This is a genomic window from Frankia sp. R82 (genome assembly GCF_023716925.1).
Classification (GTDB): Bacteria; Actinomycetota; Actinomycetes; order Frankiales; family Frankiaceae; genus Frankia.
This window is the reverse complement of sequence record NZ_JAMQQG010000282.1, coordinates 19,810-41,541: the sequence shown is the minus strand read 5'-3', so window position 1 is coordinate 41,541 and position 21,732 is coordinate 19,810. Positions and strand designations below refer to the sequence as shown.

General features: G+C 70.5%; 16 protein-coding genes and 1 pseudogene. 6 read left to right on the top strand and 11 right to left on the bottom strand.

The window, feature by feature from the left end:
- Nucleotides 1-7: 7 nt before the first annotated feature.
- The 6 genes from ND747_RS20905 to ND747_RS20880 all read right to left on the bottom strand — a co-directional run bounded on the left by ND747_RS20905 (nucleotide 8) and on the right by ND747_RS20880 (nucleotide 6,485).
- A complete protein-coding gene (locus ND747_RS20905; RefSeq protein WP_251735622.1) occupies nucleotides 8-811 on the bottom strand; it encodes a hypothetical protein in 804 nt (267 codons plus the stop codon).
- Nucleotides 808-1,458 (bottom strand): hypothetical protein, encoded by a 651-nt coding sequence (locus tag ND747_RS20900; protein ID WP_251735620.1) that lies wholly within the window; start codon nucleotides 1,456-1,458, stop codon nucleotides 808-810. Before ND747_RS20900 ends, ND747_RS20905 begins: the two co-directional genes overlap by 4 nt.
- Nucleotides 1,459-1,490: 32 nt before the next feature.
- The gene (locus tag ND747_RS20895) at nucleotides 1,491-2,534 is read right to left on the bottom strand and encodes a hypothetical protein (protein WP_251735619.1); all 1,044 of its coding nucleotides are present in this window, start codon (nucleotides 2,532-2,534) and stop codon (nucleotides 1,491-1,493) included.
- Entirely contained in the window at nucleotides 2,531-3,055 is a 525-nt protein-coding gene (locus ND747_RS20890) for an RNA polymerase sigma factor (protein ID WP_251735617.1), read from the bottom strand. Before ND747_RS20890 ends, ND747_RS20895 begins: the two co-directional genes overlap by 4 nt.
- A 1,259-nt stretch (nucleotides 3,056-4,314) precedes the next feature.
- On the bottom strand, nucleotides 4,315-4,713 hold the full coding sequence (locus tag ND747_RS20885) for a VOC family protein (RefSeq protein WP_251735615.1): 399 nt from the start codon (nucleotides 4,711-4,713) through the stop codon (nucleotides 4,315-4,317).
- A gap of 47 nt (nucleotides 4,714-4,760) precedes the next feature.
- The gene (locus ND747_RS20880; protein WP_251735613.1) at nucleotides 4,761-6,485 is read right to left on the bottom strand and encodes an amidohydrolase family protein; all 1,725 of its coding nucleotides are present in this window, start codon (nucleotides 6,483-6,485) and stop codon (nucleotides 4,761-4,763) included.
- A 717-nt stretch (nucleotides 6,486-7,202) separates the two neighbouring features.
- Between ND747_RS20880 and ND747_RS20875 the strand changes: the two genes are divergently transcribed.
- A complete protein-coding gene (locus ND747_RS20875) occupies nucleotides 7,203-8,177 on the top strand; it encodes an alpha/beta hydrolase (RefSeq protein ID WP_251735612.1) in 975 nt (324 codons plus the stop codon).
- A gap of 525 nt (nucleotides 8,178-8,702) precedes the next feature.
- On the opposite strand, the gene ND747_RS20870 is transcribed toward ND747_RS20875, so the two are convergent.
- A complete protein-coding gene (locus ND747_RS20870) occupies nucleotides 8,703-9,326 on the bottom strand; it encodes a hypothetical protein (RefSeq protein ID WP_251735610.1) in 624 nt (207 codons plus the stop codon).
- A 183-nt stretch (nucleotides 9,327-9,509) separates the two neighbouring features.
- On the bottom strand, nucleotides 9,510-10,355 hold the full coding sequence (locus tag ND747_RS20865; protein ID WP_251735609.1) for a DUF692 domain-containing protein: 846 nt from the start codon (nucleotides 10,353-10,355) through the stop codon (nucleotides 9,510-9,512).
- A 354-nt stretch (nucleotides 10,356-10,709) separates the two neighbouring features.
- On the opposite strand from ND747_RS20865, the gene ND747_RS20860 reads away from it, so the two are divergent.
- Nucleotides 10,710-11,903 carry a DUF3500 domain-containing protein gene (locus ND747_RS20860; protein WP_251735607.1) on the top strand — a complete coding sequence of 398 codons (1,194 nt, stop codon included), beginning with the start codon at nucleotides 10,710-10,712 and terminating at the stop codon, nucleotides 11,901-11,903.
- 226 nt (nucleotides 11,904-12,129) lie between these two features.
- Nucleotides 12,130-12,984 (top strand): annotated as a pseudogene (locus ND747_RS30200) (HupE/UreJ family protein); the annotation flags it as partial.
- 368 nt (nucleotides 12,985-13,352) lie between these two features.
- Here ND747_RS30200 and ND747_RS30195 read toward each other — a convergent pair.
- Both ND747_RS30195 and ND747_RS20850 read right to left on the bottom strand, forming a co-directional pair.
- The gene (locus ND747_RS30195) at nucleotides 13,353-13,763 is read right to left on the bottom strand and encodes a hypothetical protein (protein WP_374216285.1); all 411 of its coding nucleotides are present in this window, start codon (nucleotides 13,761-13,763) and stop codon (nucleotides 13,353-13,355) included.
- A gap of 276 nt (nucleotides 13,764-14,039) precedes the next feature.
- The gene (locus tag ND747_RS20850) at nucleotides 14,040-14,846 is read right to left on the bottom strand and encodes an SDR family oxidoreductase (RefSeq protein WP_308204667.1); all 807 of its coding nucleotides are present in this window, start codon (nucleotides 14,844-14,846) and stop codon (nucleotides 14,040-14,042) included.
- A gap of 314 nt (nucleotides 14,847-15,160) precedes the next feature.
- On the opposite strand from ND747_RS20850, the gene ND747_RS20845 reads away from it, so the two are divergent.
- A complete protein-coding gene (locus tag ND747_RS20845) occupies nucleotides 15,161-16,000 on the top strand; it encodes a class I SAM-dependent methyltransferase (protein WP_251735604.1) in 840 nt (279 codons plus the stop codon).
- An 888-nt stretch (nucleotides 16,001-16,888) separates the two neighbouring features.
- Complete coding sequence (locus ND747_RS20840) at nucleotides 16,889-17,176, top strand: putative quinol monooxygenase (RefSeq protein WP_251735603.1); 288 nt, start codon at nucleotides 16,889-16,891, stop codon at nucleotides 17,174-17,176.
- 13 nt (nucleotides 17,177-17,189) lie between these two features.
- Here ND747_RS20840 and ND747_RS20835 read toward each other — a convergent pair whose 3' ends face one another.
- Nucleotides 17,190-20,588: an ATP-binding protein gene (locus ND747_RS20835; protein WP_251735601.1), complete on the bottom strand. Its 3,399-nt coding sequence runs from the start codon at nucleotides 20,586-20,588 to the stop codon at nucleotides 17,190-17,192.
- A 353-nt stretch (nucleotides 20,589-20,941) separates the two neighbouring features.
- On the opposite strand from ND747_RS20835, the gene ND747_RS20830 reads away from it, so the two are divergent.
- A complete protein-coding gene (locus ND747_RS20830; protein ID WP_251735600.1) occupies nucleotides 20,942-21,694 on the top strand; it encodes a GPP34 family phosphoprotein in 753 nt (250 codons plus the stop codon).
- The last annotated feature ends 38 nt before the right edge of the window (nucleotides 21,695-21,732 follow it).

Below are 21,732 nucleotides of genomic sequence, written 5' to 3'. Positions count from 1 at the left end.
CCGGCACTCAGGATCGGCGGGCTGCCAGGATCCTGGTCGCCGCGAACAGGACGCATGTGATGATCAGAAGCAGGGTCAGGCTGACCGCGGCGGACATGCCGCTGGCCTGCGGACTCACCAGCGCCGGCCGGCCCCGGCCAGCCCAGATCCGCTCCGCGTGCAACCAGCCGACCGCCACATAGTCGCCGAGCGGTGACAGCACCGTGCCGGTCACTGTGGGCAGTGGCACGATTCGTGTGCTGAACAGCGTCGCCCAGAGCCACACCAGCACGACGACGACTCGCGCCGCCGCGAGCGGGACCACGCTGCCAAGCGCCGTGGCGAAGGTCGACAGGGCCGCGGTGCCCGGCACGATGACCGTGCAGAACGCGAGGACCGCCCACAACGGTGCCGCCGGATCGGCGTCGAGGACGCCCACCACGATCCCGACGGTCAGCATGAGCGCAGCGACCGGCGTGAGCGCGGCGGCCATCGCGCCGGCGATGGTGCCGGCGAGCCGTTGGGTGTAGGTCACCGGCATGGCGGCCATCAGGTCGGCCAGGCCGAGCTGGCGCACCCGGCCCACCCGGTCCGCCATGGCCACACCGATGCCGGCCGTCGCCAATACGTTGATCAGGACGGCCCAGACACCGACCTTGGCCGACGCCGAGGTCAGCCCGGAGGCCCGCGGCGAGGTCAGCACGAGCAGGCTGGCGAGCCCAAGCAGCGGCAGAAGGCAGATCCAGAGGACTCGCCCGCGGACGGCCATCCGGAACTCGTAGGTCGCCGTCGCCAGAACGGGCGACCGTTCGAGGACCGCTGGCGTGTTCACCAGTCGCTCCGGACAAGCATCGCCTCACCATCGGCGAACCGCCGCAGGCCGGTCACGGTCAGGCCGACCCCGATACTGATCAGCAGCGGCCGGTTGATCTGCCAGACCGTCACCCATCGGTCGAGGACTGCCAGCTGGGCGAGCCATGCCGCGACCACAGTGGTGGAGGCGGCGGCGGTAGAACGCAATATCGCCTGCGCCCAGACCGCCACGCCGCCAAGGTAGATCGCGGGCGCCATCGGCACCACCGGCGCAAGCGCGCCGCTGGCCGGACTGCGCCAGTGCCCGCCCAGACCGAGCACCACCACCACCCCGATCGCGCCGACCAGCGTGGCCAGACCGACGAGCAACAGCCGGCGCAGAACAGTCCTCGGGTAGGGGGTCGGCAACGAACCATGCAGCTCAACGAGCCGCTCGCCACCAACCGCCACGCAGGCGGCGAGCCCTGCCGTGACGGGAAACAGGTCGGCCGTCAGGCGGACCATGCCGATGCCGACGTCCCGGGGCGAGGTGCTGGTCGAGGCGGAAAGGGCCGCGGACACGCCGACGATCATCGCTGCCGAGAGCAGCGGCAGAGCCAGGGTCGATGGTCGACATCGCCGCGCCTCGTGGAGCCAGACCGCCTGGACTCCTGATTCCTTCGCCATGTCTAGTACGTAGCGTGCCTGCGCCAGGCGGTTCACGTTCCGTCGAGATTTCTTTCTGCGTTCGCCGTCAGGCGCACCGCGACCGCGAGAAGAAGCAGCGCGGCGCCCAGTGTCACCGCGGACGTCGACCACAACCGGCCGGCGAGCCCGGGCCCGGCAGACGAGGCGCGAGGCAGTGTGGCGACCGAGCCAACGCCCCACGCCACAATCCCGGCGAGACCACCGGCCCACGACGACAACCAGACCGCGACCACCACGCAGATCGCGGCGGCCAGCAACGACGGACCGAGCCAGGCGCCGACGAGGACCCCGACCGCGGCGGTGCCACCGGTTAGTGTCAGCGTCACGGTCGCGGCCACAGCCAGTGCCAGGTCCACGGCCAGCACCAACACCAACCGTGCGGTGAGCACCGCAGCCGGTGACACCGGCAGGGCGAACATCAGCTCGCGGCGCGGGTCATGCGTCCAGCCGCAGGTGCACAGCGCGCTGACTGCCACGGTGAGCACCACCACGGCGACAAACAGCGCCTCCCCCCAATGCGGGTCCGGCACAGCACGAGCTGCCAGCACTGCCAGGGCGAGACCGCAGCAGACGAGTACGGAGAGCGACCTCGGAACCAGCCGGGCCTGCCGCCACACGATCCCGGCGGCGAGTCCCGCCGCCGTGCGCAGGTCTGGACGCCGCCCGGCCAGGGGCGATTGCGGTGCAGCAGGAACGGCGATCCCGGCAGGCGGCGGCACTGCCGCCGCCTGCGTTGGCACGGCGGGATCGATGCCAGCCGAGTGTGGCAGCAGTCGCCCTGCCAGCAGGGCATCGAAGGCAGGCACCGCCATGGGCCCGATCCGGGTCTGGTCCGCAGCCCGCGCTGCCGACGTCAGCTTCCGCACCGCGCTCACCCGTACCTGGCAGCTGCCACAACCGAGCAGATGACCGACCTGCCCCGGCAGCCGCCCCGCGATGAGCCGTTCCTCCCCGGACCCCACGGCCGCCCCGGTCAGCCGAGCCAGGGCGAACACCTCGTCCTCACCCAGATGCGCCGAGGACGTGCCGGCCGCCGTGCCGTCGTCCGGCGTCATCGCTGGATTCCCAGCTCGGCGAGACTGCGACACAACCGTGCCCGGGCGTGGGACATGCGGCTCTTCACAGTGCCGACAGGCACATCGACGATCGCCGCGATGTCGCGGTACGGCAGTTCCTCGACCAAAGCCAGCATCACAACCTCACGCAGATGGTGCGGGAGCGCGTCGATCGCATTCATGATCGCCCCATGGGAGGCGGTGGCGAGCACCTCGTTCTCGACATCGACCGCCTGGTCAGCCACCAACTCGGCCGCGTCGAGGTCGACCTCGACGACCATGCCCCGGCGCAGACGGTTGTGCGCCTGCCGGCGGGTCACCCCCAGCAGCCATGCCCGCACGGACGCGTCACCCCGGAAACTACTGGCAGACTGCCACACCGCGATCCACGCCTCCTGGAGAAGCTCCTCCGCCGTCTGAGCGCTCGGGGTCAGCCGGCGCAGCAGCCGGAGCATGGCCGGAGCATGCCGCTCGTACAGCACGCGGACCGCGCCGGCATCACCCTCCGCCAGCGCGACCATCAGGGCCTCGTCAGACTGCACCGCCCAGTAAGTAGCAGATTCCATCGCACCGGTTCACGGACATCGCACGGACAGGATTCTCAGGCGGGGCCAGCAGGAGGCCGCTGACCTGCGTCGGCCCGTACTGGCGGGTAGCTCGTCAAACGGCAGGCCGGGACGCGCACCGGATGATCTATCGCACGGATCCCGGCGGGCTGTGGGGTTCGCGGATAGATGGCCACTCGCTGCGATGGTTGGCCAGTCCGCGGTTGGCGCTGGACGCTACCGGTCGGAGACCCTTCTGCATGGGACGCCGACATCGACCCGATGATCATCTACTGCCACGCCAGGCCGAACACGGCGGTCAGGTCCGAGGCGCCGTGTACCTACCGCCCTGTTCCTTGACTTCACATCACCTTCACCCACGCCAGTCATGAGGAGGCCAAAGGGAGCGCACATGCAGGTCATCCGAGTCGCGCAGTTCGGCGGTCCCGACGTCTTGGTGTCGGCCGAGGTCCCCGACCTGCTCGCCGGGCGGTGATCAATGTGGTGGCGTCCGGCTCCGGCCTGGCCGCCGCGTTCGTCCCGGCCAGGCCCCTTATATCCGGGGCAACGGCGTCGCCGGCACGGTGGCCTCGGACGGCCCGGACACCGAGGCGAGCTGGATCGGCCGGCGGGTCGTCGCCCATACCGGTGAGCACGGCGGATCGGGCGGCTACGCCCAGCAGGCGGTCGTCGCGGTCGACGATCTGATCCCAGCACCCGCCTGGCTCTGCCGCAGGCGGCAGCCCTGCTCCACGAAGCGCCACCGCGCAGTTCACACCCGTGGACCTGGCTCGGCCGGCCGGCAAGGCACTGGCGGCGACGGCCGAGGGACCGATCAGGCCGACCATCGGACAGACCTTCCCACGCGGTTCGGGACACGATCCTGGCAGCCCGCACGCCTGCGTAGCAGGTAGGAGGCCGGGCCCGTAAGGCTGACCGGGTCCGACAAGACCACCTGCGCGACGCGGCGGTTGGCGCCGGCCGGGATGGTACGGCTGTCCGGGGACGAGCGGGTCCATGCCCGGCACATGTCGCTACGGGATGGACCACGGACTGTGGCTACGCTCCACCAGGCAGGAGTGGAAAACGCTCGTCGAGGACGCAGGCGGCCGGTGGCGGCTCCGGTCGTTGGGCGGACTGGCCGCAGACGCCGCGGCCGGCCCGGAGGCCGTCGACGGAGCGGATCCTCCAAGCGGTGCTTGAAATTCTCAGCTGGCTCGGCGGCGCGCGCCGCGTCAGCGTTCCATGACCTCGAGGAGGTTGCCCTCGGGGTCCGCGAAGAACGCGATCCGCATCCGGTTGGGGCCGATCTCGAGCCACTCGATCGCCTGGACGATCGTGCCGCCGGCCGCCAGCACGCGTGTCTGGAAGGCGTCGAGGTCGTCCGTGTCGAACGCGATGACCGCGCCGTTCGCGGCGGCGGCCGGGCCATCGAGATAGGTGAGGACAACCAGCTCGAGAGGGCCGCCCGGCCGACGCAGGACGATCTCCTCGATGGGCCGACCGGCCATGTCGGCCTTCACCGAGTCGGACTGTTCGTACCCGCACACGGCGCGGTAGAAGGTGGTCGCCGCCGCGAGATCAGCCACCACGACCTTCATGAAAGCGAACTTCGCGCCGGGTCCCACCGTCATCTCGTTCTCCTCGCGCTCCAGGTAGCAGGTACCGTCCGGGTGGCGCCCTATTCGACGGCCGCGCCGGGAGCGATGAACTGCCCGGGGAAGCGTCCTGTCGGCGCGCCGTGGTCGAATGTCGGCACGCCGTTGACCAGCGTCAGGCGGGTCGGCGCGGCGGCTCGGGTGTAACGGTAGGTGCGCCCGCCCTTGCCGTCCGGAACATCCCACACCTTCTCCTCCGGCCGGCGCTCGATCTCGCTCAGGTCGAAGACGGTGAGATCGGCGTGGTTGCCGACCTTCAGCTCACCGCGCTCTCGCAGGCCGAGGAAGTTCGCCACCTTTCCGGTGAGGACGTGGATGGCCTCCTCGATCGTGAGCACCCCGCGGTCGCGCACATAGTCCGTCAGCAGAAGCACGTTGTCACCGGCACCGCAGAACAGCTTGCCGTGGGCGCCGGCGTCGGAGATGTTGCCGACCGACCGCGGGTCCTTCAGCAGACGCAGGACGACCTCCTCGTCCACCTCCAGGGAGCGCTTCAGAATCAGGGAGCCGACCCCGTTCGTCAGCAGGTACTGCGCCAGCGCGTCGGAGGGGTGGGCGATCCCGGTCGAGGCCATGTAGTCGGCCAGGGTGATCCCGGTCGGGGTGTATCCCGTCTCGCTCTCCCGGAAGATCAGTGCGCTGGGGTCGTTGAGGTAGGAATGCGGCAGCTGGTTGTTCCAGGACTCGCGCGCCCGGTCGCGCCAGTCCGGGTCGTCGAGCAGCTTCAGCTTCGCCTCCTCACCCTGGGCGTTCACCAGCTCCTGCCAGACCGGGTTCCCGTTCTGGCTGAACACCAGGCTCGAGACGAAGTTCATCATCGAGGTCGGCGAGACGTGGTGGAATCCGGTCCAGAAGTCGCGGCCCTCCGCCTTGAAGCGCTCGTGCAGCGCGTCCAGCTCGGGCCTGATCGGCGCCTGGTACTTGAAGGCGGGAACGCCGACCCACTGCATGCGGACGTTGGTCTCGGCGGCGATCGCGCCGAGGCGCTCGACGGTGGCCGCCGCGGTGTTCCGCATGAAGATGTCGGTGATGACCTCGAACGTGGCGCCCGGGTACCGCCCGAGCACCTCCAGCAGCGCGCGCAGCTCGGCGTCGTCCGCGAGCTGGCTCGGCAGCGGCCGCTCGCGCCGGTCGTAGTCGAAGAAGTTGGTCGACAGGCCCATGGCGCCGGCCGCCAGCGCGTCGTCAAGCAGCGCCGCCATCTCGGCGGCCTCCGCCGCGGTCGCGGCCCGGTTCCATGCGTCGAGACCCAGGACGGCCAGCCGCAGCGCGATATGACCGCAGAAGACGCCGAAGTTCAGCGCCGGCGTCACCCTGCGCTCCATGGAGGTGCGGTACTCGCTCCACGTGCGCCAGTCCCAGGCGAGGACATCGCGTTGCGGCTCCGCGGGGATGTCCTCGAAATAGTTGAAGATGTCAATCATCTCTTCCCGGACGGCCGGGTCCGGGTGCGCGGGGGCGAGCGAGAAGCCGCAGTTACCGTTGATCGAGGTCGTGACGCCGTAGCCGCTGAGCGGCTCCAGCATCGGCGCCCACCAGACGCCCGCGTCCCAGTGGTTGTGCTGCTCGATGAAACCAGGCGTCACATAGCAACCGGAGGCATCGACGACGCGCTCGCGCCCATCCGTCTCCAGCGACGGCGCGATCTGGGCGATCCGGCCGTGCCGTACCCGCACGTCACCGCGGTAGGCGGGAGCGCCGGTGCCATCCACGATCATTCCGTTTCTGATGAGGAACTGCACTTCCATGCGACTCTCCTGTCGTCGGGGGCGCGTAACGTCGTTCAACCTCGGCGCCCGTCGAGTGCGTCCGCGCCCGTGGAGGAAGACAGGAACGGCGATGACGCGTGCGCTCCTGCGTGGTCGAGACTGCTGTCGAGCCGAACCCGGGAGATGATCTTGATGGGCGTCGCCGGTCCCCCCGCACGATGCAGATCAGCTCCTGCTCGCACGGTCGCGGGCACAGCGACTCGGTCGAGCGGCGGCCGAGTGTGACCGACGGGGCGTGAGTCGAGCTCGGACATCAACACACCGCCCGCCCGCGTGTCGCCTGTCACATGACATTGGGGAGGTTAAACGAACCTCAAAGTCGACGTCAACAAGGAAGCACGTCAACCGGAAACACGAAATGTTACTGAAAAGCTACGCTAAGTCCTTCGGCGGTCGCGTCATCGATGAGCGCCGCCTCGCTCCCCCCACCGCACCCGATCCTCCGAACCCGCCCCCAGCGCATCCCCCTGCCCCTCCTGACGCGACGGGGGCCGATGAGAACTCCGCCGGTAGCCGCGTCCTTCGCCTGCGACGCCCGGGCCCTGGCCGCCGGCGAGCCCAGCGACGGATCGGACGCAGTTGCACGAATGTCCGAACTCGCGCATGATCTCGTGGGGTAGCAGGACGCTTGCCGGCAGGAACGACACCCTTTCCCGATCAGGGGTTGTCTCCGGCCACATCAGCAGGAGGACCGTGATGACCACCGTCGAGAACGTGCCGCCGCTACACCTGCCCGCACGGGACATTCCCGTCCCGGCGTCGGTCAGTCCCGAGGCACGGGCGGTGCTCGCCATGCCGCGGCCGGAGCCCACGCCGTCCCCGGCGCTTGAGGATGTGGCCGGCTGGAAAGCGCTGATCGCCGCCGGGAACGAGGGCCTCGCCGCGATGGCGGCGAGCTGGCCGGTCGACCCGGCGCTGACGGTCGAGCAGACCGACGTGGACGGCGTCACCGTCTACGTGGCCACGCCGCCCGGCGCCCGCGAGGACCATGTCTACCTGGACTTTCACGGCGGCGGCATGACCGTCGGTGGCGGTCCGGTCGGCGGGCCGATGTCCGCGCGCACCGCGACCCGGGTCGCCGCGCGCGTCTGGGCCGTCGACTACCGGATGCCCCCCGACCACCCGTACCCCGCGGCTCTGGACGACGGCCTCACCGTCTACCGGGCGCTACTCAAGGAGCACCGCCCCGAGCAGATCATCATCGGGGGCGGTTCCGCCGGCGCCAATCTCGCGGCGGCCGTCCTGCTGCGGGCCCGTGACGAAGGACTGCCGCTGCCAGTCGCCGCCGTCCTCAACACCCCCGAGCTCGACCTCACCGAGTCCGGTGACACGTTCCAGACCAACGCCGGCCTCTGCGCCGTCCTTCCGGGCAGCCTCATGGCCGCCAACCTGCTGTACGCCCAGGGCCACGATCTCGCTGACCCGTACCTCTCCCCGCTGTTCGGCGACTTCAGCAAGGGTTTCCCGCCCACTCTGCTGACCTCCGGCACCCGCGACCTGTTCCTGTCGAACGCCGTTCGCATGCACCGGGCGCTGCGCAACGCGGGCATCACCGCCGAGCTGCACGTCATGGAGGCCGCGGGCCACGGAGGCTTCCTCGGCTACGCGCCCGAGGACGCCGAGGTCGACGGCGACGTCCGCCGCTTCCTCGACACCTACTGGGCGGCCTGACCGGTGAACAGGATCGCTGAGAGCGGGCCACCGCTGGTGACGGCACTGCGAGCCTCCTGGAACCGGTGACGGTGTGAGATAGCTGTTCCCGCGGTCATGTCTCGGCCTGCACGGGCGGATGGGCCGGTGGGGGATCCCACGGGCTGGACAATGCCGGGTACGACGAACAGTGCAGCGGCCCGCCGTCGCACCACCCGCCGGCGGGCCGGTCGCCCCACCCGGGCTGAGCCGGGTCGAGGTACCGATCGACGACATCGCCCCTTTCCTCGAGGCCAACCCCGGATGGGTCGCCGCGGCCGTCACCGCCCTTGCTCACGCCGCACCGGACGGGGCACTGTTGTGTTCACGCCTCAGGACAGGGCGACGTACCCGCATGCAAGGAGCATCCGTCGCGTCATCCACGAAGTGGTCAGCGTAGTGCGGCAGGTGCCATGCGTCCGGGATCCGGGCCGGCGCCGCCGCACCCGAGCCATCCGAACTCCGCCAGCGCGGCGCGCACATGCAGGTCCAACCGGCTGGCAGGGCTCATCGCGGGGTGCGCAGGATGACGATTCCCAGGCCGGGGGCGCGTAGCGCGAGCAGCGCACCGTTGGCGGTGCGGTCGGCCAGTACTGCCAGCCGGCGCCGCGCGCAGCGGGCGCGCAGCAGCTCGACCCGGGCGTCCTCGGACAGCTCATCGCGGTACGCGTCCCCGAAACCCAAGCCGTCGGCGTGGGCGCCGGCGGGAGGCCGGCCAGCAGCCCAGGACAGGAATCTGGCGGTGAATTCCGGCTCGGCCGCCAGCGTCGGCCAGCGATGTGCGACCCGGGCCCTGCGTTTGTCGAGCAGCGCGTACCGGGTCGCTGCCAACGCATCCTGGTCGAAACCCTCCGGATCGGCACCACCGGCGACCAACGCCGCGAGCAACGCGGACTGCCCGGCGGCCAGCCGCGCCCGCACCGGCTCCAGATCCACCGGCACAGCCAGGCCGACCCGGCGGCCGGCCTGGTCAGGAACCTCCGCCGCATCCGCCACCCCCGCCGCATCCCCCACCCCCGCCGCCTCCGCCGCATCCGCCGCCATGGCCTCCTCCCCCGCATCCGCCACCTCCGCCGCATCCGCCGCCCCCGCCGCATCCGCCACCATGGCCTCCTCCCCCGCATCCGCCACCGTGACCACCGCTGTCGGACCCACCGCCGTAGCCGCCGATGTCGCCGCCGCCGCACCCGCCGGAACGGGAACCACCAGGACGCCCCCCGTTACGCCACCGGCCGACGAAGAGGCGGCTGGAGAGCCTTCTCGCCAGAAGGAACACCGCTGCGAGCAGCAGGCAGCCGACCAGCAGCACGATCTTCACCGATGTTGGCATGGCAGCTGCCTTTCTGCGCTGGCCGCGGCGCCCTGGACACGGTCACACTCAGCGTGGAACTCCGCGGCCGGGGGATAGCAGCCATCGCGTTCGAGGAGATAGGCGGCCCGGCCCGGCGGAAACCGCCCTACAGCATCAGCCAACAGCTCCAGCTGCCGCGGCCCGACCGGATGTAGATGGGTGTCGTGATACCGGCCCTCGCGTATCACCCCACCAGCGACATGCAGATAGGCGACTCTTTCCCACGGCAGCCGGTCGAACGCCGCAGCCGGATCAAGACCGTGGTTGACCGTGTCGCCGTGGAAGTTCGAGACATCGACAAGCAGCAGCGCCTCGGTCCGCTCCGTCAACTCGACAAGAAAATCGGCGGGGGCCAGGTCGTCGTCCGGCCAGCGCAGCAAAGCGGCCGGATTCTCCAACGCCAGCGGAACCGGCAGCTCGGCACAGGCAATCCTGACGTTGGCCACCAGCACATCCAGCGCGTCACGGGTATAGGGAACCGGCAGTAGCTGGCCTGCCTCATACCCATCCGCGCGTACGAACGCGACATGCTCGCTGACCAGCGGCGCACCCACAACCCCGGCAACATCCGCCAGCCGACGCAGCCTGGCCGGGTCGGGACTCTCCGCCCCGCCGAGCGACAGTCCGATCCCGTGCACCACCACCGGCACGCCCACCTCGACCGGCCCCGGCCCCGGCGCTGAAAGGGCGCGCCCGTCGAGCCCGATGTTCTCCGCGATCACCTCGACGAACCCGAGCCCGATACGCCTGGCGAGCAGTGCGGCGAGTTCCGGTCGCCACCCCACCCCGAACCCGCTCACCCCCGTCACACCACGATCGTCACAGGGCACTCGCCGCTTTGTCCTCCTGCTGTCGTGTTCTGGTCGCCCACCACCCGACAAACCGGCCGCCATCAACGAGTCGACGAAAACCTCGGTCGCGAGGCCACCGATACCGCCCGGTGCATCGTGGTTCCGTCCCGCTCGGCGCAGACCGGGACAGCGCCGGGGCGGCACATCTGCCGAAACGCCGGACGGAGACCGCGCGGGTCCGGCCACTTCGACACCCGGAAGACCCATAGCAAAGCCACAGCGGACCCACAGCCGGATCGGACACTGTTCCGGACATACCCGGCAGCCTGTCCGGTGAATGTCGGACTTCCTCACCACGGAACGGACAGATCCTTGACCAAGATTCGCCGCACCATTGTCGCGCCGATCGCAGCGGCAGCACTGTTTTCCACGGTCACGGCCTGTAGCAGCGACTCCGATGCCGACACCAGCTCGTCCACGGCCTCGGCCTCGGCCGCTGCCCCCTCGAGCTCGTCGAGCGGGTTTGCCGGCGGCGGCCCGGGCGGCGGTGGGGCAGGCGGTGGTCTGCAGACCTTCACCGCCGTCGACCTCGACACCGACGGCGCGAACGCCTCGGGCGCGAACACCACCGCCGTCGTGACCGCGGCCACCGCGTTTCTCGCCACCCTGGACACGAGCACCGCAGGAAAGGTCAACTACGCCTTCACCGACAACGTGTCCCGCCAGACCTGGTCGAACTATCCGGCCCAGCAGGTGCCACGCAAGGGCGTCGCGCTCTCCGACCTCGACGACGACGCCAAGGCCGCCGCGATGGCCCTGGTGAAAACCATGCTGAGCCCGGCGGGCTACGCCCAGGTGCAGACGATCCAGCAGGCCGATGACTGGCTCAGGGCAAACAGCGCTTCCGGCACCGACAGCTTCGGCTCCGACTCCGACTACTACATCGCGATCTACGGCAAACCCTCGACAACCGGCTCGTTCATGGTCCAGTTCGGCGGCCACCACCTGGCCCGTAATTACACCTACAAGGGCACCACCGCCAGCATCACACCGGACTTCACCGGCACCGAGCCGAAGTCCTTCACGATCGGCAACACCGCCGTGGAGCCGATGAAGGAGAAGGCCGGCACGCTGTTCGACGTCTTCGACTCTCTCACTGACGACCAGGAGGCGAAGGCCAAACTGTCCGGCACCATCGACGACATCCTGATGGGCCCGGGCGTGGACAGCGGGAAGTTCCCCGCGACCCAGGGCGTGGCCGTGGCCGACCTTTCCGCGCAGCAGCAGAGCCTCGTCCTCGACGCGATCAGAGCCTGGGTCGGCGACGCCTCCCCCGACGTCGCCGCTTCGCTGATGAAGACCTACACGGCCCAGCTCAGCCAGACCCGCGTCGCGTTCGCCAACAGCGACACCGTCGACGGCGAGAGCACCTACCTGCGTATCGACGGGCCACGGGTGTGGATCGAGCTCGTCAACACCCGCAGCCGGAGCACCCCGAACGTCCACTATCACGGCGTTTACCGGGACAAGAACGACGACTACGGCAGCACCAACCCAAGTGCGTGACCAGCTGCCACGACCGGGGGCGGGCCTCGTGCTGACCTGCCTCCGGCAGGTCCCGGGTTTCCTCGCCGGCCCCGTGGTCGTGGTCTGTGTCGTGCTCGGCGCGATCCTCGCGTTCGCACCGGGGGCCTCGGCGCATCCGCTCAGTACCTCGGTGGTCCGGCTGGACGTCGGCGAACGCACCGTCACCGCGACCGTCGACCTGCCCCTGGACCAGCTCGGCATCGCGATGGACAGGCCGTTCACCGCGGCCGACGTGCTCGACGCCGCGACGGTGTCCGCGCTGCGGGCCTATGTGCAGGGCGACCTGTCGGCGACGGACTCGACCGGCCGGACGTGGGTGACCCGCGTCGCCGGCGGCCGGGTCACGTCGATCGACGGTGCGGACAACCTCGTCCTCGACGCCACCCTGACGCCCGGCTCGGGCCCGGTGGGGGACTTCGTGCTCCACTACGACGCCGTCGTGGACAGGCTCGTCTCGCACCGGGTGTTCGTCTCGGCCCGGTACGGGAGCACGGGCCGGTACACCACGGTGGCGATGCTGTCCTGGCAGACCCAGTCGGTGCCGATCGCGGCCCTGCCGTCGACGAGCACAACCTCGACGAGCACAGCCTCGACGACGGCGGCTCCGGCGTCCGGGAGCCAGGGCTTCGTGTCCGCGGTCCACCTCGGTGTCGAGCACATCAGCGGGGGCAGTGATCACCTGCTGTTCCTGCTCATGCTGCTGCTGCCCGCCCCCCTGGCCGCCGTGGAGCGTCGGTGGGCGAGCCGGCCGGATCTCGGGCGCGCGGGCTGGCGCGTCCTGCACGTGGTCACGGCGTTTGCCGTCGGCCACTCCATCACCCTGGCGCTTGGCGCGCTGGGCTGGGTGCGGCTGCCCGCCCGCCTCGTCGAGAGCGGTATCGCCCTGTCCGTCCTGGTCTCGGCCGTCCACGCCGTGCGTCCCCTGGTACGCCGGGGCGAGGTACTGATCGCTGTCACGTTCGGCCTGCTGCACGGATTGGCGTTCGCCGCGCTGCTGGGCGCGCTCGACCTCGGCCGCGGGAGTCTGCTCACGACCCTGCTCGGGTTCAACCTCGGCATCGAGATCACCCAGCTGGTCGTCGTGGCCCTGGTGATGCCGTCACTGATCTTGATCAGTCGTACCGTCGTCCACCCGGTGCTGCGGATCGCGGTCGCGCTGCTCGGGGCGGTCCTCGCGGCGGCCTGGTTCGCGCAACGGTCCGGTCTGATGCCCGGTGATCCGCTCGAACCGGTCGGCGAGCTCCTCGTCGAGCATCCGCTCATCCTGGCAGCCGGGCTCGCCGTGGTCGCAGTCCTCTGTGAGCTGGCCCGACGGGCCGGACACCTGACCGGAAAACCCGCCGCCGCGGTGACCCGGGACGAACCAGGAGCAAGTTCGGCCACCGGCACCCGCCTGGCCACAGCACCGTCCGGGAGGCCGTCGACCTGTCAGGCGGTCTCCCGGGTCGACCACCAGGCGACGGCCACCAGCAGGGGTTGGAACAGCAGACGGGCGGCACGTTTGCGGTCCGTGTCGAGGCCGAAGCCGTCACGGTGGCCGGTGTACTGGCTGATGTTGCCGGGGAACACGGCCACCAGGAAGGCCGCAAGAATCGCCCCGACGGACTGACGCTGGCGGGGCAGGCCGATCAGGGCCGCGCCCAGGGCGATCTCGACGACACCGGAGGCGAGCACGGTGGTGTCCTTGTCCAGGGGGACCCAGTCGGGGACCTGGGCCTGAAAGGTCTCCCGGGCGAAGGACAGGTGGCCGGTGCCGGCGACCAGCATCGCGGCGCCCGCGGTGATGCGGGTGGCATTCCGCGCCCGTGAACTCCGGCGCTGCTTTGTTCGAAACCCCATGGAAGCTCCCTTGGCGATCGAGCGCGACTGCACGCTGAGAAATCCGAAGAACGCGGGCCAGCCGGCTCACGCCTTTGCTTGTCTCCCGTCTCTACCACGGTGAACCCGCACCGATCCACCACGCAGGCTGTCTGATGGCTGGGCAGGATCGGTATACGCAGGGAAGCCCCGCCCAGGACGTCGAACGGCCGGGCCCGAGGATCACACCCTCGAGGAGATCGACGTCGGAGCGGGGCTGCCCGTACCCGGCGTTCCTGCGCCGCCGGGCACCCTGGCTCAGGCGGGCTGCAGCCCGGCGGGCGACGGCGCGTCAGCGACCAGCGGTCGCGGGGTCACGGTGATGGTGGGAATGGCGGCGCTTGCTCCGCAGCGCAGGACGGACTCGATGACGGGAACGAAGTCCTCGACATCCATCAGGCAGTCCGACATGAGCGCCCTGGCCGTCCAGAGCGGGTAGTACTCGGCCGCGAGCTGCGGGTCCCAGTCGGCCGTGAGCTGGGAGGTCCCGATGCCCTCTCCCCCGGCGCAGTCACCCACGGTCACCTGGGTGAAGCCGACGTCGCGGTGCTCGGCACGCCAGGCAGCGACCAGCTTGTCGAGCGCGGCCTTCGTGACGGTGTAGGAGGCAAGGCCCGGCCAGGGTGCGCCGACCGACGCGCTCACCGACGAGAAATAGGCCACCGTGCCGTGGCTTTCCCGCAGCGCCGGCAGTGCCGCCGCGGTGAAGACGGACGCCCCGATCACGTTGGTGGCGAAAGCACGGGCCCAGGTCTGCGCGTCGAGTTCCGCGATGGGCTGCAGGATGCCGATGCCAGCGGAGTACACGACCGCGTCGATCCCACCGAGAGTTCGTAACGACTCTTCGACGGCCTGACGGCAGGACGCCTCGTCCGTGACGTCACAGACGACGGGGAATGCTCCCGACCCCGCCTCGGCAGCCGCCTCGACGACGAGTTTCTCCCGGCGGGCGAGCAGAGCAACCTGGTGCCCGCGCTTCGCGAAATCAATACCGAGACAGCGACCGAGACCGGTCGATGCACCCACGACCACGACCCGCATCGGGTCACCGCCGGCCCTGGTCACCGGAGCACCTGTGGAAATCATGTTATGCGCGTCCTCTCGCCAGAAAGCTGGATAAACAATCCGACGGCAGTGGACGGGCGAACCGACCGACGCGTGCCGATAGCCGGCCACGCAACGGGCTGGGCATCATCCGCGCACCTCTGGTCCTGGTCGTTCCGGCCGCATCCCGTCGCGAGTCGAGCTGAAGTCGACATCGAACTTGACGCTAGCAGGTCACCGACTCCGGGCCCAGGCTTGCCATTCGCCTGGCATGCGCGAATACCCCCACTTGTCCGATGGCCGGCCACCCGCAAGGGTGGAGGCCGCACTGGCCGGTGCTCGCCGGGCAGACGGTGCTCGCCGGGCAGACGGTGCTCGCCGGGCAGACGGTGCAGGGCGACAAGGACGGGGAGGGTCTGATGGTCGGGCAGGTGCTGCGGTACGGGCGGCTGTGTTCGCTGGTCTACCAGCTGGACAAGCCGATCGGCAGCTCGTTCGGCGACGTCGAGTTCTACCGGGAGCGGCTTGCCGGCACCACCGGTGAGATCCTCGAGCCGGCGGTGGGTACCGGGCGGATCCTCGTCCCGTTGCTGCGCAGCGGGCTACAGGTGCGTGGTTATGACACGTCCCCGCACATGCTGGCCCTCTGCCGGGACAACTGCGTCACCCATGGGCTGGACCCGGTCCTGTTCGAGGCGGACCTGACGACCTACCGCGAGCCGGCCGCGTTCGCGGCGATCATCATCCCGGCCGGATCCTTCGCGCTGGTCACCGGCCGGGAGCAGGCCCTGCGCGCCCTGCGGCACATCCGCGAAAGTCTGGCCGCGCACGGGCGGCTCCTGGTCGACATCGAACCGCTCGCATCCCCGACCGGGCCCGAGCCGACACGCCACTGGTGGCACGGCGAGGACCTGATCACCCTCACCTGCCATCCGGGCGTGGATACGGGCGACCGCTGCCAGACCAGCTGGTGCCGTTATGAACTCTGGCGCGACGGCGTGCTCGTCCGCACCGAGCTGGAGCCCTTCACGCTGCAGCGGTACGACCTGGCCGAGTTCGCCACCCTGCTGCGCGACGCCGGCTTCACCACCAGCACCGTCCATGCCGACTACCAGGTCGGCCAGTCGCCCACTGGGCAGTCCCGCGTGTGGACGTTCGAAGCTACCATCGCCTGACCGCGCTGACCGCCGCACCGCATCGCCCGCATCGCCCGCATCGCCCGTGCCGCCCGCATCGCCAGGCACGGGCCGCGGCCCGTTGCACGGTCTTGGGGTCGCCTTGCCTCGCCACCGGTGGCCCGGTGGCCGGCCGTTACCGATCGTCAGCAAAAAAGGGCGGCATGTCTTTCCCGCAGAACTTAGCCAGTTAAATATTGATTATTGGTAACGACTACTCGGCGTATCTGAATTTCCAGCTAAAATATAGCTCTCCGTGTAACTCTCCACAAAACCGGTAACCGCCTGGGGCCGTCACCGAAAAACGAGGCAAGTACTCTATCACTTATGCATGACATGCACTCAGGGTAAGGACCGCGCCGGAACCTCTTGGGTCGGACTTCGGTACTCGCTCACCGCGAATGTCAAGGCCATGAAAAACGGGTCCAGTGACGGTGCGCAAGGGTGTCACATCCATCCCATAGAATGGATTTTTTGGCCGACGAAAGAGCGGAGCGCCGACGTCGGAGCGACTTACCCCACTGCGGGCGAGCCACAGTCACCACCGGTTGGCATCGGGCGACCATCCTCACGCCAAGGACAGGAAAAGTCACGCACAGGACACTCCCGGCGCGCTTCGGGTGCGCTCGTGTACGGATCACCACGAGCCGATCTGAAGAGATAGTCGAGGCGGGTGACCCATTGCGAACAAGTGCCAATTGGTGACATTTAGCTGGGTAAGTTTCGTGGCAAAAACTATTTCACCTTCTACGGTCACTGTCGGTGGCAACCTGCGACCACGGCTTTGCGCGTGGGAACCCGGACCGCCGGGTGTAGGGGCCGTGCCCGGTGGCGGCCAGGACCGGCCGTGAGGATGGGCCGCATCGGGGACGAGGATGGGAGCAGCGGATGGTGATTGTCGCGGGGCATCTGGTGGTGGCGTCGGACCAGCGGGAGGGCTATCTCGCGGGTTGCGTGCGGGTGGTGGAGCAGGCGCGCAGTGCACCCGGGTGCCTGGATTTCTCGATCACCGCCGACCTGGTGGACCCGGGCCGTATCAACGTCTTCGAGCGCTGGGAGACGCAGGCCGACGTCGAGGCGTTCCGCGGCAGCGGCCCGAGTGACGATCAGGGTGCCGCGATGCTGTCCGCCTCGGTGGTGGAGTACGACGTCGCCGGCAGCCGTAGCCTCACCTGAGGATCCCCGGCGCTCAGTGGCGCACGGTCCATTGCCGGCCGTGTTCTGGATCTGGGGTGTACCGGCAGGTCAGACCGGTGGTGACGGCGGTCCGCAGCTCGGCGGCGAGGCCGGGTGAGCCCCCGTCGATCGCGTCGATCGCGCGGGTGACGGCTTTGCGCACGGCGGTCCGGGCCCGTTCCTGGGACGAGGCGAAGGTCCGGCTTCGTCCGCCGAGACCCGAGACGCGGGCCAGATGATCACGCAGCGTCTCCCGTTCCGACCGCAGCCGGCGGATGCGGTCGAGGCCGGAGGCGGGAGCGGGGGCCGACTCGGCATCCGTCTGCGCGTCCTCGAGGGCCTCGTCGAGTTCCCGCAGCCGGCGGCGGTAGGCGTCGAGTGCCTGGCGGTCGGCCGTCTCCTGGTGGCCCGCCTCGAGCAGCGCCGCCCCGCGCAGCTCCAGCACGGTGACGTCCTGGCCCGGCCGCTCCAGCAGCACTGCCAGGTAACGCAGCCCCTGCAGGTCGGGCAGGGTGTGGCTGCGGCCGTCCGCGCGGATCGTCCAGCCGCCCGGCTCGTGGGACAGGACCGCGAGGGCACCCGAGACGCAGGCGGTCAGCCGGGCCGCCCACTGGTCGGCGCGAACCGTCAGGCCCATCGCCACCGCATCGGCGTGCGCCTGCGTCCACAGGGCGCCGGCCCGGCGACGATCACCCGCGGTCGCCCGCGCCTCCAGCGCATCCGCAAGATCGGCCCGGGCGATCGCCGCGGCGGGCCGGTTTCCGAACGCCAGGTTGGCGCTCAGGGCGCGTTCATGGTGCACGACCGCCCGGTCCGGATCACCCCGGTGGCGGGCGACCGTCCCCAGCGCCCGTTCGACGGATCCGAGGCAGGCAACCGCCAGTGACGGCATCACCGGCAGGTCCGCGAACGGGAGGAGCATCCGGTAGGCCTCGTCCGCGACGGCCTGGTCGCCGGTCAGGGCGGCGGCCTCCGCGAGCGCGGTCATGCCGGCAAGCCAGGTGCAGGAGCTGGGAAGACTCCCCAGGCCTGGCCCGACGAGCCGGGCCAGCACCACCCGGGCGTCGTCCACCCGCCCGGCCCTGGCGGCCATCGCCGCGGTCGCGGCGGCGAAAGCGAAGTCCGCGGCGGGCAGGTCAGGGATCGTCGTGACCGCGGCGGGCAGGTCGAGCAGGTCGGCGTGTCGGTCCTGCAACCAGCGCAGGCTCGCGATCTGGGTGGCATAGTACGCGGCGGCGTCCAGGTCACCAACCCGGCGACCCAGGTCAAGGCACTCCCGCGCGGCGGCCTCCGCCTCGTCGAGACGCCCGGCCCGGATGAGCCGCATCACCGTCATCGCGGCGGCGATGTGCAGGACGCTGTCGTTGCCCTGCGCCTCGGCCCGTTCCCGCAGCTGCGCCCAGCAGTGATCGGCCTGGGGATCGCCGAGATGATGCAGATCGACGGTCCGCCACATCAGTGCGACCAGCGCGAGAGCCTCCTCGCCGGCGGCAGAGGCGACGGCGAGCATCTCCTCGGCCAGAGTCAGCCGGGTGTGGACATGCTCGGGGCCGAGCATGCTGTGGTGGGCCAGCGACAGTGCCTGGGCCAGTGCCCTGCTGTTGCCGGTGCGGCGGACCTCGGTCAACGCGACCTGCACGGCGTCCGGCGAACCGCCGTCGTGGACGGCCTCCGCGGCCAGCCGCACGGCCAGCAACGACCGGAGCACGGCGTTTTCCTCGGACGCCAGACCCGCGAGGGCGTCGCGCGCCATCGCCAGCATCCGACGACGGTCCAGCGGGTCACGCTGCTCGTTAAGCCAGCTGCCGCCCGAGCCCAGCGCCACCCGGGCGTACAACTGCGGGTTCTGCTGGCCGTCGACCTGCGCTGCCGCCTCGGCGAAGGCGGCCCGGGCGGGGGCCAGCCGCCCAAGGGCCAGCAGCGCCTCGGCGCGTTCCACCAGTAGTTCGGCGCGTCCGGCCAGCTGCGGGTGGGTGTCGGCCACGGCGACCGCCGACTCCAACAGGGCGAGGGCCTGCCGATGGTCGCAGGCGGCCCGGGCCATCCGGACCGCCGCCCGAGCGGCCTCGACCGCGAGGGCCGCGTCGATCCCCGAACGCGGGGCAGCCGCCAGGGCGTGGTGGGCCCGGCGCAGCAACACCTCGGGGCGCAGCTCAGGCTCGCTGCCTCGCCGTCCGCCCAGCAGTGCGGCGGCCCCGGCATGGGCGTCGAGCCGCTCGGCTGCGGTGAGCATCCGCTCGGCAGCCTGGCGGACCAGGTCGTGGCCGAAGGCGAACCGGTCCAGGCCCGCCGGCTCGACCAGCCCGGCGCGCCGGGCCTCGGTGAGCGCCTCGAGCACCGCCGGCACAGGCTGCCCGGCCAGTGCCGCGACGTCCCCGGCCCAGGCACCGGGACCGAGCACGGCGCACAGCCCCAGCAGGTGCCGGCTCGCCGCGGACAGTTCGGCCACCGCCCCGCCGATCATCCACTCCACTGCGGCCAGGCCCGGCCGGACGGAGTCCCGCGCCACAGCCCGACCCAGCAGCAACGGACTGCCCCCGGTCACCCGCAGCACCGTCCGCGCCAGCCGCCGGCCGTCCGAGGCCTCCTCGGTACCGTCCGCGTCCTCGGTGCTCTGGCTGCCCAGGCCGTGGCCACCCAGGCTGTGGGCGCGCAGGAAGGCGGCCGTGTCGGCAAGGTCGAAGCGGCGCAGCGGGAGGACGACCGCATCCCCCTCAAGATCGGCGAACAACCGGGCCCGCTCCGAACCACCGGGTTCCTCGACCGCTCCCCCGGTCTCCCCACCTGCGTCGACGCCGTGGGCCGGTGCTCCGGGCCACCCACCCGGCCGCCGGGCCAGCACGACCAGCAACGGGGCCCGGCCGAGCGCTCGCACAACGAAACGGGTCAGCAGCAACGTGCCCTCGTCGGCGGCCTGCAGATCGTCGATGACCACCATGGTCGGTGTCCCGTCGATGCCATGGGCCAGCAGGTCCGCGACCGCGCGGAAGCGGGCGAACCGCTCCCGGTCGACCGTCGCGCTGCCGTCATCGTCGACCAGCAGCCGCGCCCCCTGATCACCGACGATCTCGGTGAGGACCGCCGACCACGGCCACAGCGGCGGAGCTCCGCCGTAGGGCCAGCAGTATCCCCACACCACCCGCAACCCGCGCTGTTCGGCCTGCTCCGCGGCCTGTTCGCACAACCGGGTCTTGCCGATCCCGCCCTCGCCCGACACCACGACCAGCTGGCGACGCCCACCCGCCGCAAGCTCCGCGGCCCGGGTCAGGATCGCCAGTTCGCGCTCCCGGCCGACGAACCGCCGCAGGCCACGCGGCACCCGCGCCTCGACCCCGAGCCCGGCCTCGGACCCGGCTGCAGGCGCAATCCCGGCCTCGGGCTCGCTCCCGACCCGCACAACGTCGACCGTCACCGTGAGTGCACACGTCTGTCGAACTCGCCCACCGACATGTCGGTGTCAACCCGCGGCAGCCGTGCCGCCATCCCCGCAGAACTGTCATCCAGCCGACGTCACCAGGCGAGGTCGTGCCGCGGATGTGCCGCGGTCGTGCCCTCGGCATGCCCTGGCAGCAAACGGCTGCGGTCTGTCCCAGGTCGGCTCGGGACGCCTCGGCAGGCAGGTGACCACCAGGGTTCCGGTCGGCGATCCCCTGCCGAGGTCCCCCTCCCACCGTCGCAGGCCGGTCCTGCCGGGACAGGGCACAACGCGGGAACGGCCGCGTCACGCCATGGAGGCGAAGGCCAACCAGCCGAGCAGGAGTGACGATGAGTAGCGAATCCTGGCAGTCGCCACCCGGAGCCGGGGCTGACCGCATCACGACGGGCGTCACCCCACCCTGGATGGATCACGGCGGTACCGCCGGCGACCGTCTGCTGCTGGCCGAGGAGCTGCTGCTGCTGGCGCTGGATCCGCAGCGCGGAACTGCGCTCGGCACGTCCAGGGACACGGTTTCCGTCGCCCTGTGCGGTGCGTTCGTCGCGGAGCTGGCCCTCTCGGGGCACGCGACGGTCGAACGTGGACGGCTGGTGCCGATCGGCGGCCCGCCTCCGCACCCCCTGCTCGCCGAGGTGCACCAGCGCCTCGGCACCGTCCGGGGACGACGCAGCACCACCCGGCTGCGCCGGCTCGACGAGAAGTTCGACGGGATGCGATCTCGTCTGGTGGATCACATGGTGGCCGGTGGACTGCTCGGCCGGCGCCGCGACCAGGTGTTGTTCGTCCCGGTCGCCCGGCACCCGGTGCTGCGGACCGACCTTCGGGATGCCGTCGTCGCACGGGCCCGCGCCGCCCTTGCCGTGGACACCACGGTGGACGACCGCACTGCCGTCCTGCTGGCCCTCGTCGGCGCGGCCGGGCTGGTCAAGGTGCTTGCCCCGGACCGCGGAACCCGGGCCCACACCCGGGAGCGGCTCGATGCGAGGACGAAGCAGGTACCGATCGCCCGAACCGTCCAGAAGATCGTCGAACCGGACGCCTGGGATGTCGTCCAGATCTTCATGGACGTCACCCAGTCCTGACCGCCTCCCGCCAGGACTGTGTCCCGCCACGACTCTGC

Bases quoted from the DNA above. Each gene is read 5' to 3' on its own strand.
- ND747_RS20880 (WP_251735613.1), bottom strand. From the start codon at position 6,485: ATGGAAGTGCAGTTCCTCATCAGAAACGGAATGATCGTGGATGGCACC.
- ND747_RS20830 (WP_251735600.1), top strand. From the start codon at position 20,942: ATGAGTAGCGAATCCTGGCAGTCGCCACCCGGAGCCGGGGCTGACCGC.
- ND747_RS30195 (WP_374216285.1), bottom strand. From the start codon at position 13,763: ATGGGGTTTCGAACAAAGCAGCGCCGGAGTTCACGGGCGCGGAATGCC.
- ND747_RS20895 (WP_251735619.1), bottom strand. From the start codon at position 2,534: ATGACGCCGGACGACGGCACGGCGGCCGGCACGTCCTCGGCGCATCTG.
- ND747_RS20840 (WP_251735603.1), top strand. From the start codon at position 16,889: ATGGTGATTGTCGCGGGGCATCTGGTGGTGGCGTCGGACCAGCGGGAG.
- ND747_RS20890 (WP_251735617.1), bottom strand. From the start codon at position 3,055: ATGGTCGCGCTGGCGGAGGGTGATGCCGGCGCGGTCCGCGTGCTGTAC.
- ND747_RS20885 (WP_251735615.1), bottom strand. From the start codon at position 4,713: ATGACGGTGGGACCCGGCGCGAAGTTCGCTTTCATGAAGGTCGTGGTG.
- ND747_RS20900 (WP_251735620.1), bottom strand. From the start codon at position 1,458: ATGGCGAAGGAATCAGGAGTCCAGGCGGTCTGGCTCCACGAGGCGCGG.
- ND747_RS20875 (WP_251735612.1), top strand. From the start codon at position 7,203: ATGACCACCGTCGAGAACGTGCCGCCGCTACACCTGCCCGCACGGGAC.